Genomic DNA, 17,537 nt, shown 5'->3' on the forward strand with positions numbered 1-17,537 from the left:
TCGCGGCCGCGGCCGCCGCGCCCGCGCGCGGCCCGGTCCGGCCCCCCGGTGACCGCGCCCGTCCCCCCGCGGTGGTGTGGGCGTTCGCCGCGGGGGGCGCGGCCGCCCCCCCCCCCCACGTCCGGATCGACCACGCCGACCAGGACCGCACACCACCCTGGCCGGACCTGCGCCGCTGGAAGGTGCCGCTCGGGGTGGTCGCGGTCTACTCCGCCAGCAACTTCCCGCTCGCCTTCTCCGTGCCCGGCGGCGACACCGCGAGCGCGCTCGCGGCCGGCTGCCCGGTCGTCGTCAAGGCGCATCCCGACCACCCCGGTACCTCCGAGCTGTGCGCCTCGGTGCTGCGCAGGGCGGCGGCCCGGGTCGGGCTGCCCGAGGACGTCGTCACCCTGGTGCACGGTTTCGAGGCGGGCATCGAACTGGTCAAGCACCCGCTGGTCGCGGCCGCGGGATTCACCGGTTCCGTACGCGGCGGGCGCGCCCTCTTCGACGCGGCGGCGGCCCGGCCCACGCCCATCCCGTTCCACGGTGAACTGGGCTCCCTCAACCCGGTGGTGATCACCGAGGCGGCGGCGGACGAGCGCGCCGAGCAGATCGGTGCCGGGCTCGCCGGTTCCATGACGCTGGGGGCGGGGCAGTTCTGCACCAAGCCCGGGTTCGTACTGGCACCGGCCGGCGCGTCCGGCGACCGGCTCGTCCACTCCCTCACCGCGGCCGTCAGCGAGACCGAGCCCGGGGTGATGCTCGACCACCGGATGCGGGACGCCTTTGTCGCGGGCGTACGGGAACGGGCCGCGCTCCCCGATGTGCAGGCGCCGATCACGCCGGGCGCGGGCGGCGAACACACCGTCAGCGCGGGCTTCCTGTCCCTGCCCGCCGAACTGCTCACCAAGGCCGGGCCGCACGATCTTCTGCTGGAGGAGTGCTTCGGACCCGTGACGGTGGTCGCGCGGTACGCCTCGGCGGACGAGATCGGCGCGGTCCTCGCCCGGCTGCCCGGCAATCTCACCGCCACGCTCCAGCTCGCGGAGGCGGAGGCGGCGGGAAGCGTGCCCGGCACCGCCGAACTGCTCGCCGAACTGACGCCGCTCGCCGGACGGGTCCTGGTCAACGGCTGGCCGACCGGTGTCGCCGTCGCCCCGGCGCAGCACCACGGCGGCCCCTACCCGGCGACCACCTCGACCTCCACCTCGGTCGGCGCGACGGCGATCGAGCGCTGGCTGCGCCCGGTCACGTACCAGTCCACGCCGGCCGCGCTGCTCCCGCCCGAACTGGCCGACGACAATCCGCTGGGCCTGCCGCGCCGAGTCGACGGCCGCCCGGAGAACCCCGTAGACGCCCGGAGAACCCCGTAGATGAGTGACGGAGGCATAGGCGGCGGCCCGAGCGGGGGCGCGGGCGACGGGGTGAGCGGGGCGGGCGACCGGAACGGGGCGGGCGGCCGGGCCCCCACGACGGAGGAGCGTGAAGCACTCGAAGTGCCCGAACTGCCGTTTCCGCTGCGGCCGTACGGTCCCGAGGGCGCGTGGGCGTACGCGGACGGGGCGCTCACCGGCCGGGCGGGTCCCCGCCAGGACCGTTTCGTACCGCCGTCGCAGGAGTCCCTCGACCCCGCCTCCGACGCGCCCCGGCTGCTCGGCGTACCGGAGGGCGACTTCCAGCTTCTCGCCCGGGTCACGGTCGGCTTCGCCGCGGCCTTCGACGCGGGGGTGCTCTGTCTGGAGGTCGCCGAGCGGCAGTGGGCCAAGCTCTGTCTGGAGCTGTCCCCCGCGCGCCCGACGATCTGTACGGTCGTCACCCGCGGCCACTCCGACGACGCCAACTCCTTCCAGGTGGCGGGCGAGAGCTTCTGGCTGCGGGTCAGCCGCACCGGCAGGGCGTTCGCCTTCCACGCCTCGGCGGACGGCCGGGAGTGGACCTTCGTCCGCGTCTTCACGCTCGGGACGCCCGAGGAGGTCGCGTCGGCGCGCGTCGGTTTCCTGGCGCAGTCGCCGAGCGGCGAGGGGTGCGCGGTGACCTTCGACACCATCGCTTTCCGGCCGAAGGGCCTGACGGACCTCCGCGACGGGAGCTGACGCGCCGGACCCGGAGGCCACCGCGCCCGGACCGCCGTCCCCGGCGGCCCGCGGGGTCCCTGGCGGCCCGCGGGGTCCCTGGCGCGGACGGGCCGCCGCGCGCCCCGGTGCGGCGGCCCGTTCCGCTCCGTCCGGAAAGGGCGACGGCGGGGGCCATGGCGCTCGGGCAGACCCTAGGCTGACTCGCCATGACAGCAGCACCGACGCCCCCGCCGCTCCTGCGTGACCGGCGGTTTCTTCTCCTCGCCGCGGCCCGCACCATCTCGGTCCTGGGCAATGGATTCGCCCGGGTGGCGCTGGCGTTCGCGGTCCTCGCGCTGCCCGGCGCGGGGCCCGGGAAGCTGTCGCTGGTGCTCGCCTGCCAGGCTCTCCCGCAGCTTCTCCTCGTCCTCGTCGGCGGGGTGATCGCCGACCGTATGTCGCGCTCCCGGCTGATGGTCCTCTCCGATGTCGTCGGCGCCGCCGCGTACGGGGGACTGGCCACGATGGTGCTCTCGGGCCATGCGCCGCTGTGGGGCCTGTGCGTCCTGGCGGTGCTGGCGGGAACGGCCACCGCGCTGTTCCTGCCGGCGATGGAGGGCGTCGTACCGCTCATCGTGCCCGGGAGCCGGCTCCAGCGGGCGAACGGTCTGCTGCGGGTCGGCACGAACAGCGCCATGCTGTTCGGTCTGGCGCTGTCGGGGGTGACCGTCGCCCTGGTCGGAGCGGGCTGGGCCCTGGCGCTGAACGCCGCGTCCTTCGCCGTCAGCGCGCTGCTGGTGAACGGTCTGCGGCTGACCACGTCGCCCCGCGGCGTCTCCTCCGGGTGGGCGGATCTGCGGGAAGGCTGGCAGGAGTTCGCCTCCCGGCAGTGGCTGTGGGCCGTGGTCGCCCAGTACGCCGTCGTCGTCGCCGCGCTCAACGCGACGCTCGGGGTCCTCGGCCCCCTGGTGGCGGACGAGCGGCTGGGCGGGGCGCGGGCCTGGTCGGTGATCGTCGCCGCCCAGGCGCTGGGCATGATCGCGGGCGCCGGTATCGCCACCCGTGTCCGGGTGCGGCGGCCGATCCTCGTCGCGGTGCTGGCGACCTTCCCGGCCGCCGCCCCCATCGTCCTGCTCTCCGCGGAGGCGCCGGTCTGGTCGGTCGCCGTCGCCATGTTCTGCGCGGGCGTCGCCAACGACATCTTCGGGGTGCTGTGGATCACCACCCTCCAGCGCGAGGTGCCCGAGGAGGCCCTGTCCCGCGTCAGTTCGTACGACATCTTCGGATCCCTGGCCTTCGCCCCGCTCGGCCTGCTGATCGCGGGCCCGATTGCCGCGAGGACCGGCACGGGCCCGGCCCTCGCGGGCTGCGCGGCCCTGGTCGTCCTGGCGACGGCCGCCACCCTGCTCTCCCCCCAGGTGCGCACACTCCGCACCCCGGCGCCCCTCCCCGAGAATCCCCCCACGCACCCCCAGCACCACCCCGCCCCCGACCCCACCACCCCGAACCCCACCACCCCGAACCCCACCACCCCGAACCCCACCATCACCCCTGACTCCCTTGCCCCCTGACTCCCTTGCCCCACCGCCCATCCAGCCCCCCCGGGCCCGCCCCGGCGATCCGGCCCCCGGCGCGCGCCAGGATCCACCTGGGCCCGGCACCGAAACCGGTGCCGGGCCCAGGCTCGCGCGGACAGTCCGTCCCGCGCGGATCAGCCGAAGGCGAGCTTCGTGGCGTCCCACTCACTGTCGGCGCTGATCACCGTGGCGCCGGACCCCAGCGCCGACGCACCGCCCTTGTAGATCTTGATGCTGCCGTCCGCGTGCTGGCTCCAGATATCGGGAATGCCGTCACCGGTGACATCGGGCGTGCCGTACAGCCGTGATGTGGGCATGGTTGTCTCCGCCCAGCCTTCCGCGTAGGCCGTGTCCACGCCCATCAGGGAACCGGCCGCCGTCGACAGCGAGGCGACGGTCGAGCCTCCCGCACCGTCCTTGATGCCGTGCCGGATGTAGAGCCGGTCGGAGGACTCCGACCGCCACACCAGATCGGGAGCCCCGTCCTTGTTGTGGTCCCCGACCGACACCAGATCGCGGACGTCCCACGCCGAGGAGTTGATCAGAGCGGCGGTACGGAACGACGCCCCGGTGTAGCCGGTGAAGAACCACAGAGCCCCGCTGTCGGTCGTCGCGAACACATCGGGCCTCTTGTCGAGGTTGTAGTCGCCCACGATGATCTGGTTGAGCGTGGCCGTGTCGGGCGCGTTGCGGGGCAGCCGCAGAAGCTCCTGCCCGGCGATGTCGAAGCTGCCGTATCCGTCGCCCTGGTACACGTACAGCTTTCCGTCCGGCATCCGTGCGAACAGATCGGTGACGCCGTCGCCCGGCAGTCCGTCGCCGCCGTGCGCGATCAGGGCGGGTGTCCCCGCCGCGCTCTTCCAGTACCCGGATCGGTCCGGGACCACGGACTGCAGCGGAGTGCCGTCGAGATGGGCGGCCTTGAGGCTGGTGTGGATGTCACCGCCGAGGGTCGCCGGATACATGTAGAGGTTTCCGGCACTCGTGATGACGAAGAGGTCGGGGACACCGTCACCGCTGACGTCGCCGGGTATGTCGGCTGTCGACTTGGGCCGTACGTAGAAGTAGTACTTCGTCCCGGGTGAGTAGTTGCCGGCCCCGTCGACCGACCGTACGTACAGGATGTGCGGGCCCGCGGCGGGCGGCGAGAGCGAGACGCTCAGGGATTTGCCCGCGGCCACCGGCTTGGAGGTGCTGTAGCTGGTGGAGTTGAAGGAGTACTGGAAGGAGACGATGTCCTTCTCGCCGTCCGGGTCGAAGGTGAAGCTCCCGGCGATACCGAGGGGAGCGACGGACCACACCGTGCCGTCCGCGTCCGCGGCGGGGAACTGCTCCGAGCTGACGACGGGGGCGCTCGGAGCGGAGCTGTCGAAGATGAACCGGCAGACCCCGACGTCGTTCACTGGCGCGTAGGGGGAGCCCGCGCCGGTCGAGTCGAGGGCGCGCACCCGCCAGGAGTACTGGTGGCCGTTGGTGAGCCTGGAGGCCGCGACGGTGGCCGACGCCTTGCCCGCGCTGCTCACGGCGACATTGGTGTCGAGGATCTTGGCGTCTCCGTAACCGGTGCGCCAGAGCTCGAAGTCCAGGTACTTGAGGTCCTTGGTCTGGGACGTGTCGTCGGGGTCGGAGGAGACGGCCGCGAGAACCAGATCACGCTTGCCGATCGTCGGGTAGGGCGTCTCGCTGTCGCAGCCGGGGCCCGGGGTCATATCGAGCGAACTCGGAGTCTTGGGCTTCCGGTTGTACGTGATCGTGATCTTGGGAGCGGCCTCGCCCTCGGCCGTGAACTTCTTCCACGAGGCGGACGTGTTCTCCGTGGCCGCCTTCAGGCCGATGGTGAAGCTGGTCCAGCCGGCGTCCGCGGCGTCCTGCGCGATGGGCTTGCCGTCGAAGGTGACGTACGCGTCGGGGCAGTTGGAGCTCCAGCCGTGGGCGAACGACTTCGTGCCGATCCTCGAATTCCAGGACGGCTGCTTGTTCCAGGTGGTGGCCGACGAGATGCCACCGGTGTGCCAGATCTCCATCTCGCGCTCGGCGCAGGACCAGGCGTAGGTCTCCCTCAGCCGGATGGTCGCCGAGGTGACGGTGGCGCCCTTCATGCTGCTGGTCCACCCCAGACGGAAGAAGGAACGGGACAGACCACCGGTGGTGGACTCGTAGCCGACACGGGCCTCGGTCGTTCCGGTGTTGTAGTTGGCGCCGTCGTAGAAGCTCGACGTGGGGTACTTCTGGTAGGCCGTGGTCCAGTTCTTCGTCTTGCCGGTGAGCGACGGATCGATGAAGGCGGGCCAGACGAGCTCCTGGTCGGTCAGCCACGCGCCGTCGGGTGTGACGGACAGCTCGGCGGAGGTGGTGCCCTGCCCGGTGAGAGAGGCATCCCCCACGGCCGCGTGGGTGCCGGGCTGCGGGCCCGCCAGCCCCGGCAGCGCCAGGACATCCTCGGGTGCGAGGGCCCAGCCGGCCGCGGTGGTGCCGACCCGGGCGGCATACGCGCCTGTGACGGTCCCGGCAGCCGGGTCCCGGTCGCCGTACGCGGTCCGCTCGGTGGACTCCTCCTGGCTGGGATCCACTTCGGGGACCGTCGTCGGTGAGGACTCCGGCAGGGTGCCCGGCTCCGGTCCCTCGGTGTCCAGTCCGTCGGAGGGCCGCTCGGTCTCCTCCCCGACCTCATCCCCGGGCTCCTCGGAGTACGAGGGCGCCGGGGACTCGGTCGGTTCCGCGGGGGCCGGGTCGGGACCCTCGGTGACGGCGGGCTTCCCCGCGGAGTCCCACATGAAGGGGGTCGGCGACACCACGATGTCCTGGCCCGCGCTGTCCTTCGCGGTGACCACATGGGTGATCGGGTCGAGGTGGAACGTCAGAGCGGGTGAGGTCAGGCGGTAGGTGAGACCGTCGAGAGGGGCGGCGGCCGCGGCCTCGGCACTGTGGACGACCAGAACATGGCTGAAGCCGCTGTCCCGGGCGGTGAGAAGCAGATCGACTCCTTCGAACACCCCCGGATAGAGGGCGCTCGCGCCGTCGATCACCGGCTCTGGCAGCGGTCCCGGCCAGCTCATGGTGACCTCGTGGCCGGCGCTGGTGAAGGTGACCAACTCGGTGTACGCCATGTCCGGCCCCGCCGCGCGGACGACCCCATTCTTCCGACCGTCGCCCGCACCTGTCCGGACAACGGTGTACGTGGCGGGCAGCACGGCACCTCCGCCGTCGGCCGAGGCCCGGTCGGCGCTTCCCTTCGCGCGGCCGCCGGCCGAGAACACCACGGGGTCGGCCGAGGCCTTCGGTGCCCAGCCCTGCGCCGTGCGCACCAGTGCGGTGTCGATGGGTTTCCACGTCCCGTCCGCCTTCGCCCGCACCGGTGCCGCATGGGCCGTCAGCTCGAAGGAACCGTCGGGGCGCGCGAAGGTGGTGGAGGTCGCGCTCCGCAGCGCCGTCACCTCGATCCGCTTGCCGGTCCTTACCGCCTTCTCCTGAGCCATGTCCTCGTCGAGCGGACCGGTGGCGGCGCGGTCCGCCGCCCGCTCGGACCTCTTCACCGCGGGGGCGCCGGCCCCGTCACCCAGCTCGGTGACAAGGAGGGTCGTACCGAGGGCGGCGGCGACCAGAGCCGCCACTCCCGCCGTGGCACGCCGGGACACCGCCCTGGGCCGGAACAGAAGACGACGTTCCACGGTGCTGGATTCCTTCCCACTACGGCCGTACGCAGTCGCCCGCACCCCACGGAAGAAATCCGCCGGGTGCGGGCGACTGGGCAGGCACGCCTCATGACCTTGCTGTGATCCCCCCCGCCCTCGTCTCTCCTTGTTCTCCTCCGGTCGGTCGCACAGGAACCGGCGTCGTACGGAGAGCGGGGCACGGCTGAAGCATGACCGATGGACTTCACCGGAGGCCAGGCGTTTCCGGTCCGTTCCGTGCCCATGAGTGACCAGCGCGAGGGTGGGCTCCAGGGACCTGGCCCACAAGGCCTTCACGTGAAGGCCACGTCAGGGACTCTGGTGTACCCGCTGAATATCAACACAAATCGCTCAAAGGCTCCATTTTTTCATGGCTTTTGAGGAGCATTCATACGACATGATCGATTCTCACATTGTGTACGGAGATTGAATGGGGAGGGTTTTGTGTAAGGGCTTGGTGGATTCACGCCCCGCAGGCAAGGAAATATGCAGTGACGCAAATCACGCACAGTAGAAGACATTTGACGGCACGTGAGTTCATGGCTGAACATGCGCCGAGTCAACTTCGGTGATCGGCGGTGGAGTTCTCCTTCCACACCCGACAGCGCCGATCGAGTGCGTGGGGGGCCACGACCGTCGTGTGGATTTCGCTTTCCTGGAACGGCCGGGGCACTCTCCCCGGGACGCGCGCCGAACGGCGCGGACAAGCCCTGTTCCGTACCGGAGTGGTGGCCGTCGTGTTCGGCGCGCTGATGATCGGTGCGCTGCCTGCCGCATACGCCGTCCCACCGGACGACAAGCGCTCCGGCGTGGACCTGATCGAGTTGCAGAAGGCCGATCCGGTGCCGGGGGAGGACGGTGGCGCGCTCGCGGACCTGACGACGGCCGAGATCGAACACGCCGAGGAGTACGAGCCGACCAGGACGACGGCTCCCGCTGGGGACGCCGCCACCGAATCGGTGTCAGATCTGTCCGCGGGCGACATGGTCCCGGTGGGGGACCTGCCCATCGAGGTCGGCGCGCCCGACGGCGCCACCGCCGAGGAGGCCGCCGCGCTGGAGGGCGACTGGCAGGTCTTGCTGGCCGATCAGTCCGCCCTGGCGGGGACGAATCTCAAGGGCCTCGTCTTCACCGTACGGCCGCCCGCCGACGCGTCCGGCGATGCCGTGGTGGCCCTGGACTACACCGAATTCACGGAGCTGTACGGCGCCGACTGGGCCGACCGGCTCCAGTTCACGCAGTACCCCGAATGTTTCCTGGACGCGCCCGGCTCCGAGGAGTGCTCGGAGCCGACCGAGGTGCACAGCGAGAACGTGGTCGAGCGGCAGCCGGGTGATGTCGTCGGCGACGGCAAGATCGACGGAAAGCGGCGCATCGAGGCGACGGTGGATGTCGCCACGCTGACGGACCCCGCCGCAGGTGCCGCCTCCGCCACGTCCGCCGCCCCGCGAGGCAGTGCCGCGACGGACGCGTTGTACCGCGACCCGGCCGGCACGGGGCCGCTGCTGCGCACCGCTGCCGGCTCGGGCGCCGCGGTCTGGGTCGCCACCTCGTCGGGCGGCGGCTCCAAGGGCGACTTCTCCGCCACCCCACTGGTCAGCGCGGGTTCCTGGTCGGCGGGCGGCAGTGCGGGCGCCTTCACGTACTCGTACCCTCTCCAGACCCCTGGCGTACCCGGTGGCCCCTCGCCGAGCGTCGCTTTCGGCTACAACTCCCAGGTGGTCGACGGCCGTACGTCGGCGACCAACAACCAGGCGTCATGGCTCGGTGACGGCTGGGAGTACAACCCGGGCTCCATCACACGGACCTACAAGGCATGCCGGGACGACCTCAAGGACGCCAACAACGCCAAGCGCAAGACGGGCGACCTGTGCTGGGGATCCGACAACGCCACCCTGACGCTCGGTGGCACGACGACGGAACTCGTCAAGGACGACACCACACACGACTGGGTCACCGCCAACGGCGACGGCTCACGGGTCGAACTCATCGAGAACCCCGCCCTGGGCAACGGCGACGACGACGGCGAGTACTGGCGCGTCACCACCCGCGATGGAATGCAGTACCACTTCGGGATGCATAAGCTCCCCGGGTGGTCGGCCGGGGAGGAGACGACCGACTCCGTACTGACGGCGCCGGTGGCCGGAAACCAGCAGGACGAACCGTGCCACGCGGAGGCCTTCGCCGACTCCTTCTGCAAGCAGGCATGGCGCTGGAACCTCGACTACGTCGTGGACCCCAACGGCAACGCCATGACGCTGTGGTGGGAGAAGGAGACCAACCACTTCGCACAGAACCTGAAGTTCAAGACACCGGTGCGGTACGACCGAGGCGGCTTCCTCACCCGTATCGACTACGGTCAGCGCCTCGACAACATCTACACCGCGGCCCCGCTCGCCCGGGTGAGGTTCGACGTCGCGGAGCGCTGCTACACCGAGGACAGCATCGCCTGTACCGAGGCCAACTTCACCTCGGGCGACTTCGCGCGCAACCGCATCTGGTACGACACCCCGGCCGACCTGTACTGCGCCGCCAAGCCCGACGAGGGCTGCTATGTACCGGTCCCGACGTTCTGGTCGCGCAAGCGTCTCGCCAAGGTCACCACGGAGGCGCAGCGCACCGAGGGCTCCACGGCGCTGTCGCAGGTCGACACATGGACACTCGAACAGTCACTGCCCGCGGAGCGCACCGACGAGGGCACCGCTCTGTGGCTGCAGTCCATCACCCGGGCGGGATATGACCCCGAGGGCGCGGTCATCCCGCTCAATCCCGTCTCGTTCCTCGCCAACGAGTCCCCCATGCCCAATCGGGTCAGGGAGGGGGCGTCGGACCCCAACCCGGCCTTCGACCGGATGCGCATCGTCCGTGTCGTGAACGAGTACGGCGGGGAAACCGTCGTCGACTACGCCGCGCCGGCCGGGGCGTGTGCCACGGGCAGCGGTTTCCCCGCGCCCGAGGACAACACCGGGCGCTGCTTCCCCGCCTTCTGGCACCCCGACCCCGACAAGACCGAGTCGGTCGCCTGGTTCAACAAGTACGTCGTGGACTCGGTCCAGGAGCAGCCAGGAGTGACCGGTGTCCCGCCGGTCACCACCTCGTACGAATATGTCGGCGGCGGTGCCTGGGCGCTGAACCAGGCCGAGTTCTCCAAGAAGAAGACCCGTACCTACGACCAGTGGCGTGGCTACGGGCTGGTCCGCACCCTCACCGGCGCACATCTCACGGACCCGTACACCGGCACCGAGCGCGGGATGAGCGAGACGCGCTACTTCCGTGGCATGGACGACGATCCGCTGCCCGGGGGCCAGAAACGTTCCGTCACCGTCAAGGACCACGACGACGCGACGATCGCTCCGGACAAACTCGCCTACCAGGGACGGGTCGCCGAGACCCTCACGTACACCAAGCAGCAGGGGACGCTCCTCACACGGACGGTCGACTACCCGACGGTGACCGTCCTGGCCACCCGCGGCGACCGGGGAGAGGGCGTACCGGATCTTCAGGCCAACCGGGTACTGACCGCGAGCAGTGTCACGGTGAACCGCTCCTCGGGGCTCTCGGAGGACACCCGGACCTCGCGGACGGTGAAGACCGCGACCACGTACGACGCGAAGTACGGGCTGCCCCTCCGGGTCGAGATGCAGGGGGACACCGGGAAGGCCGCCGACGAGTCCTGCACGGTCACGTCGTACGTCCACAACGAGTCCGAACACCTCATCGGGCTGGCCAAGGAGACGCTGACCACCGCGGGCACCTGCGCCGAGGCGGACACGGCCACCGCCGCGGACTGGATCGGCGGCTCCCGCGTCGCCTACGACGACAAGGACTTCGGTGCCCCGCCCGTAACCGGTCTGGTGACGGCCACGTGGGACATCGCGGCGAACGGCGGTTCCTGGACGACGAGCGCCACGCTCGGCTATGACGGCTACGGCCGGGCTACGTCCACGACCGACGCCCAGAGAAACACCGAGACCACCGAGTACAGGCCGGCCACGGGGCAGGTTCACTCGGTCGTCACCACCAACGCCCTCGGCCACGCGTCCACCGCGTGGGTCGAGCCCGGCCGGGGCACCTCGCTCAAGGAGACCGACGCCAACGGCAACACCACCGGCTACGCCTATGACGCGCTGGGGCGCACCACGGCGGGCTGGGGCCCCGCGGCCGACGCCGGCGTCCCTTCGGTGAGGTTCTCCTACAGCACGACCCCCGGCGAACCGGTGTACGTGGTCACCTCGACACTGGGCGACGACGGTGAGTACACCGACACCGTGGCGTTCTACGACGGCCTGGGCCGGGAACGCCAGACACAGACCCCAGCCGTCGGTGAGGGCCGGCTGGTCACCGATGTGCTCTACAGCGAGAACGGCACCGTCAGACGGACGGACAACGCCTACTACGTGACCGGTGATCCGCAGCCGGTCATCTATGAGCCGGACTCCGAGTTCCAGATTCCGAACTCGACGCTCTACTCGTACGACGGTCTCGGCCGCATCCTCGCCGAGACCCCGTACGAAGCGGGCTCCGCCAAGCCTGACAAGGCCACCCGCAACGAGTACGGATACGACTTCTCCACGGCGGTTGAGCCCAAGGGCGCCGCGTCCCAGCGCAGTTACACCGACGCGCTCGGCCGTACGGTTCGCGTCGACACCTTCACCGACGCCGCCCGCAGCGCCTTCCGCACGACCACGTACAAGTACGACGCGCGTGGCGACCAGACCTGGGCGAAGGACTCCCAGGGCAACACCTGGTCGTGGACGTACGACGCCCGCGGCCGGCAGATGTCGGCGACCGACCCCGACACCGGCACGACGAGGACCACCTACGACTCGCTCGACCGGCCGGAGACGGTGACGGACACGCGTGCGGTCGGCGGGGCCGAGTCGCACGAGACGACCGTGTGGACGGGCTACGACAAGCTGTCCCGTCCCAAGGAACAGCGGCTCGGGTCCTCCACGGGCACCCTTCTGACCCGGAACGAGTACGACAGTGCGCCCGGCGGCATCGGCCTGCCGGCGAAGGCGAGCCGGTACACGGACGGACTGGCGTACACGACCTCGGTCACCGGATACACCCCCGACTACCAGCCCACCGGCAGGACCGTCTCGCTGCCGACCGCCACCGCACTGCTCTACGGCCTCAAGGACACGTACGCGTACACGTACGAGTACACCCGCACCGGTCTGCCGAAAGCCGTGACCCTGCCGGCGGCCGGCGCCCTCGGCAGCGAAGAGGTCATCACCCGTTACAACAGGGACGGACTGCCCGTCTCCACCTCCGGTGACCAGTGGTACACCGCCGATGTCAACTACAGCCCCCACGGCGAGGTACTGCGCACGGTCACCGGCGAGCAGCCGAACCGGCTGTGGAGCACCAATGTGTTCGACGAGTCGACCGGTGCGCTGAGCCAGACCCTCATCGACCGCGAGTCGGCGGGCGACACGACGACGGTGACGGGCAACCGCGTCAACGCCCGTACCTACACCTACGACCCCGCCGGCAATGTGACCGGGATCGGTGACCGGTCGAACGCGGTCACGGAGCAGCAGTGCTTCACCTACGACTCGCTCGGCCAGCTCGGCCAGGCATGGACGACCCAGGACACGGCCTGCCCCACCAGGAGCGACGGCACCCCCGCGACGGTGGCGGCGGGCCCGGCCGGGGACGGATACCGGCAGACCTACACCTACGACGAACTCGGCAACCGCAAGAAGCTGGTCGAGCACCACATGGCGCTGGTGGACGGTGCCACGGTGACGGACCCGTCGAAGGACGCGGTCACGACCTACTCCTACGGCGGCGCGGACGGCAAGCAGCCGCACACGCTGACCTCCATGTCGTCGGTCTACTCCACGGAAGCCGGCGCCCGTGTCACCGAGGAAGCGCGGCGGACGTACGACGACGCGGGCAACACCCTGTCGCGTACCGACGGAGCGGACCAGCAGGCGCTCTCCTGGACCTGGGACGGCAAGGTCGAGAAGGTCACCGGTTTCGGCGAGAGCGGGTCCGGTGCCTGGGTGGGACTCGACAACAAGTGCGCCGATCTGACGTCCGCGTCCACGACCGTCGGCACCGCGCTCCAGCTCTACAGCTGCAACGGCACCAAGGCGCAGAAGCTGCGGATCGACAGCGCCTCGCCGACGGACTCCTCGAAGGGCGCGCTAAAGGTCCTCGGACACTGCGTGGTGCCCAAGGACGGCGGCACGGCGAACGGCACAGCCGTGGTGATCGCGGACTGCACGGGCGCGCCGGCCCAGCAGTGGACGGCGGTCTCCGCCGGGCACAAGCTCAAGCACGTGGCCTCAGGGAAGTGCCTGGATGTCACCGGCGCCAACCCGGCCAACGGCACCAAGCTGCAGCTGAACACCTGTGACACCAATGGCGCGGCCCAGTCCTGGGCACCGGCCGACGAGACCAGGTACATCTACGACGCCGCCGGTGAGCGGCTGATGGCGCTCAGTTCCGGCGAGCGAACCCTGTATCTCGGTGATACCACTGTCGCGACGACCGCCGCGGGCGCCCTTTCCTACACGGAGCGGTATTACGCTCAGCCGGGCGCCCCCACCGTGCTGCGGCATGTGCAGAACACCAGCACCCCGACCTTGTCGGCGCAGTTCACCGACCAGAACGGCACCGCGTACGCGAATGTCGGGTTGAGCGGTGGCAGCACCGTGCAGTTCTCCAAGACCGATCCCTTCGGCGTGGAACGCGGCGAGGCCAACTCCTGGCGCTCGCACCGCTCCTACGTCGGGGGCGGCGACGACGCCGCCAGCGGTCTGGTCCATCTCGGGGCACGGGAGTACGACCCGTCGACGGGGCGTTTCCTCTCCGCCGACCCCGTGCTGGACCTGGCCGACCCGGTCCAGATGAACGGCTACGTCTACTGCGAGAACAACCCCGTCACCTATGCCGACCCGACCGGTATGGCATCCGAGGCGGTGGGCGGCGGGGGCGGGGGCGGTGACTTCGGCCACCCCGGCAGCTCCGCGGTGGCATGGGCGAACGGCCAGCTCAACACGTCGATGTCCGACATCATCCTGAGCGTCGGCTGGGCGGTCCTGAAGGAGTTCGTCGGCTGGAACGACGTGGTGAGCTGCTTCTCCCGCGGTGACCTCTGGTCCTGCGGCAGCCTGATCATGGACGCCATTCCCTGGTCCGCGGTCTTCAGCAAGGGCAAGAAGGTCTGGCGGGCCGTCGAGCTGACGTTCAACGCGATCAGCGCCTGGCGCAAGGCACAGGACCGCGCCCGAAAGATCATCGCCTTGGCCAAGCGAGCCGAGGAGATGGCCAGACAGGCGAAGAAGAAGGCGCAGGAAGCGGCGAGAAAAGCAGCCCAGCTCAAGAAGAAGGCCGCGCAGGCGGCGACAAGGGCCCAGAAGAAGGCGGCGGTAAAAACAGGCAACGTGGTTCAGAAGACCGCGGCCAAGAGAGCGGGCCCGTCCGCGAAGAAACAGACGAGGGCGAGCAGCGGTGGGGTAAGCGGCGGAAGCTGCGCCACCGACAACAAACCCAACAGTTTTACCCCGGGCACCCCGGTCCTGATGGCCGACGGCACCACCAAGCCCATCGAAGAGGTCAAGAACGGCGATCAGGTCCTGGCCACGGACCCCGAGACCGGCGAGACCGGCGTCGAGACGGTCACGGCGGAGATCAAGGGGCAGGGGCTCAAACACCTGGTCCGGATCACTCTCGACACCGGCGGTGCCAAGGGCGACGCGACCGCCACCCTGACCGCGACCAGCGGCCACCCCTTCTGGGTCCCGGCCCTCGACGCCTGGATCGACGCCACGGACTTGAAGTCCGGCGAATGGCTACGCACCAGCGCCGGCACCTACATCCAGATTACGGCGATCGAGCGCTGGACGACGCGATCGGCCACGGTCCACAACCTCACCGTCAGCAACCTGCACACGTACTATGTGCTGGCGGGCGCCGCTTCGGTCCTGGTTCATAACTGCAACGTGGCGCTAGGGCAGAAGGCGGAGGGAACCTATTCGTGGGCGGACAGCGAGGGGTTCAAGCACTTTGGCGGCTATGCCCCTGACGCATGGCAGGGTCCAGTAGAGAACGCGATCCGGGACTCGTCGGTGACGCTTCATGTAAATCTCCGCGGCCTGGGCAACTTCACCGAATCAGCGAAGGCTGGACTCCAGCCGGGCGCGTACGCCACTGATATGGAGATGGGCTGGATCGCCAGATCTGTCGCTAATGGCGAACGCTCATGGTCGTCGATTAACTTCTATCGGCCTGACGCGAAGGGGGCTCTTGGGAGAGCCGATGTCGCGGAACCAGATTGGGCGAGCTTCGGTAGGCTTCGGCCCTTCCTGTCGGATGCAGGGAAGTTCTGTGGCTGTTAGTGAAAAGAATCGAAGGGGAGTGTACGAACGTGGATGCGCTTGATTCTGGCCTCTACCCAGACCTCCTCGCGGCGGGCGGCCTTATCTCGGTGATGGAGCTAACTGCCGGGAAGAAGAATCTTGACCTGGGGCGGCTCTACAGTCACTACGCATCGGGACCTGGTCTGCTAGCCACGGCTGAGCTTGATTCGAGTCGCGGAAGGGCCTCTATTCAACTCGGTAGCCAAAGCAGGACCTTCTACGTAGCAATCCAGGGGAAGGGATTCACGTGGGCTGAGGGTGCCACTGATGATCTAGACGATCTGATTGAGGCATTGGCTGCCTGGCGGGATGGTGTTTCGGTGGATAACTTCACTGGAAGGTTCCCATTCATGATGTCGGGGCGGCTAGCGAGAGCCCACGAGTCAGGTGACCCGGTACCCGCTCAGTGGAATTGGTTGCGGACTTCTGAGGAGTTCTCCGAGGAGCACCCGCTAGTGGAAGCAGCCTATACGGATGGCCGGTTCGGTCATTTTTTCCCCACCCTTAGCCATGGAACGCTACGGCTTAGATCGGTGAACCGACAGCAAGGGGCCCAGGAGGTGTGCATTACTCCGCTTTCTGGAGGTTCCTACCGAGTGGAGAATCCTCGCTTGCTCGATCCGACGGTCGTAGATTCTTTGAGAGAAGCCCTTGCTGTGGCTTTTGAAGCTCTCGCGAGTGACGGATGACGCGTTCGCTTCAGTGAATGAGTAGCCCCGCCGGCCTTGATTGGGTCGGCGGGGCTCCTGCGTTGGGTGACGGCAGTAGTCGACGGCAACGTCAGCGGACGAGGGCGGGGCAGGGCGGCGGTTCGTCGCCGTCGGAGCGTCGTACCGTCTCGGTGGTCTCAGGGCTGTCGAGCGCGGTGATGAGGGTGTCGAGGGCCTATCGCTGGAGGCGGTGTTGTACGTGGGCGTAGGCGGTTGCGGTGATGCCCATGTGGGCGTGGCCGAGGAAGAGCGTGGGAGTGTACGGGCCGCCCCGTGATGGGTCCCGGGTGTGTCATGGGCTGTCGGTCCTTCGGCGGGGTGGCGGGGGCGGCGGGGTGGGGTGGGAATGGGGTGGTGGGGCTGGGTGTTTCCGTAGCGGCGGAGGGGGTCTCCGCTCGGGCTCGTACGGAAGCGGAGAGAAGCAGACACATGCGCGTCGAGATCTGGAGCGACATCGCCTGTCCCTGGTGCTACATCGGGAAGGCCCGCTTCGAGAAGGGCCTCGCGGCCTTCGCCCATCGGGACGAGGTCGAGGTGGTGCACCGGTCGTTCGAGCTGGATCCCGGGCGGGCCAAGGGCGACACCGTGCAGGTGGTGGACATGCTCGCGAAGAAGTTCGGGCGGAGCCCGGAGGAGGCGCTCGCCATGGAGGAGCACGTGGCCTCCAACGCGCGGTCCGAGGGGCTCGGTTACCGGACCGAGGGGCGGGACCACGGCAGTACGTTCGACATCCACCGGGTGCTCCATCTCGCCAAGGCCCACGGCCGGCAGGACGCGCTGCTGACGCTCGCGTACCGGGCCAACTTCGCCGAGGAGCGTTCCGTCTACGACCAGGAGACCCTGGTGGGCCTCGCGGTCGAGGCCGGGCTCGCGGAGGCCGAGGTCCGCCGGGTCCTGGCCGACCCCGAGGCGTACGCCGACGACGTACGGGCCGACGAGCGCGAGGCCGCCGAGCTGGGGGCGAACGGGGTGCCGTTCTTCGTGCTCGACCGGCGGTACGGCGTCTCCGGCGGGCAGCCGGCCGAACTGTTCACCCAGGCGCTGGAGCAGGCCTGGCAGGGACGGGTGATCACGCCCGTCGCCGTCTCCGCGCCGGATGCCGCGGTGTGCGACACCGACGGTTCCTGCGAGATTCCGCAGGCCGGAGCCCATGCATAAGGACAGCTTG

Annotated in this window: 6 protein-coding genes and 1 pseudogene; 6 read left to right on the forward strand and 1 reads right to left on the reverse strand. The window is 69.5% G+C overall.

All coding sequences use genetic code 11. The features are described 5' to 3' along the window. Positions 1-116: 116 nt before the first annotated feature. The 3 genes and pseudogenes from ACFYYH_RS17830 to ACFYYH_RS17840 all read left to right on the forward strand — a co-directional run. Positions 117-1,355 (forward strand): annotated as a pseudogene (locus ACFYYH_RS17830) (aldehyde dehydrogenase family protein); the annotation flags it as partial. Next, complete coding sequence (locus ACFYYH_RS17835; protein ID WP_388551594.1) at positions 1,356-2,075, forward strand: DUF1349 domain-containing protein; 720 nt, start codon at positions 1,356-1,358, stop codon at positions 2,073-2,075. It begins immediately after the preceding pseudogene. Between the two features lie 188 nt (positions 2,076-2,263). Then, a complete protein-coding gene (locus tag ACFYYH_RS17840) occupies positions 2,264-3,607 on the forward strand; it encodes an MFS transporter (RefSeq protein WP_388551596.1) in 1,344 nt (447 codons plus the stop codon). 140 nt (positions 3,608-3,747) lie between these two features. Here the strand turns inward: ACFYYH_RS17840 and ACFYYH_RS17845 are convergent, their stop codons facing one another. Continuing rightward, a complete protein-coding gene (locus ACFYYH_RS17845) occupies positions 3,748-7,281 on the reverse strand; it encodes an FG-GAP-like repeat-containing protein (protein WP_388551598.1) in 3,534 nt (1,177 codons plus the stop codon). A 641-nt stretch (positions 7,282-7,922) separates the two neighbouring features. On the opposite strand from ACFYYH_RS17845, the gene ACFYYH_RS17850 reads away from it, so the two are divergent. The 3 genes from ACFYYH_RS17850 to ACFYYH_RS17860 all read left to right on the forward strand — a co-directional run bounded on the left by ACFYYH_RS17850 (position 7,923) and on the right by ACFYYH_RS17860 (position 17,527). After that, positions 7,923-15,638 carry a ricin-type beta-trefoil lectin domain protein gene (locus ACFYYH_RS17850; RefSeq protein WP_388551599.1) on the forward strand — a complete coding sequence of 2,572 codons (7,716 nt, stop codon included), beginning with the start codon at positions 7,923-7,925 and terminating at the stop codon, positions 15,636-15,638. A 374-nt stretch (positions 15,639-16,012) separates the two neighbouring features. Continuing rightward, a complete protein-coding gene (locus ACFYYH_RS17855) occupies positions 16,013-16,348 on the forward strand; it encodes a DUF6193 family natural product biosynthesis protein (protein ID WP_388551710.1) in 336 nt (111 codons plus the stop codon). 450 nt (positions 16,349-16,798) lie between these two features. Further along, a complete protein-coding gene (locus ACFYYH_RS17860) occupies positions 16,799-17,527 on the forward strand; it encodes a DsbA family oxidoreductase (RefSeq protein WP_388551601.1) in 729 nt (242 codons plus the stop codon). The last annotated feature ends 10 nt before the right edge of the window (positions 17,528-17,537 follow it).

This window comes from Streptomyces sp. NPDC002018, assembly GCF_042890865.1.
In the GTDB taxonomy this organism is placed as follows: Bacteria; Actinomycetota; Actinomycetes; order Streptomycetales; family Streptomycetaceae; genus Streptomyces.

Excerpts from the sequence above, each read along its gene's own strand:
- ACFYYH_RS17835 (WP_388551594.1), top strand. The coding sequence starts at position 1,356 with ATGAGTGACGGAGGCATAGGCGGCGGCCCGAGCGGGGGCGCGGGCGAC.
- ACFYYH_RS17840 (WP_388551596.1), top strand. The coding sequence starts at position 2,264 with ATGACAGCAGCACCGACGCCCCCGCCGCTCCTGCGTGACCGGCGGTTT.
- ACFYYH_RS17855 (WP_388551710.1), top strand. The coding sequence starts at position 16,013 with ATGTCGGGGCGGCTAGCGAGAGCCCACGAGTCAGGTGACCCGGTACCC.
- ACFYYH_RS17860 (WP_388551601.1), top strand. The coding sequence starts at position 16,799 with ATGCGCGTCGAGATCTGGAGCGACATCGCCTGTCCCTGGTGCTACATC.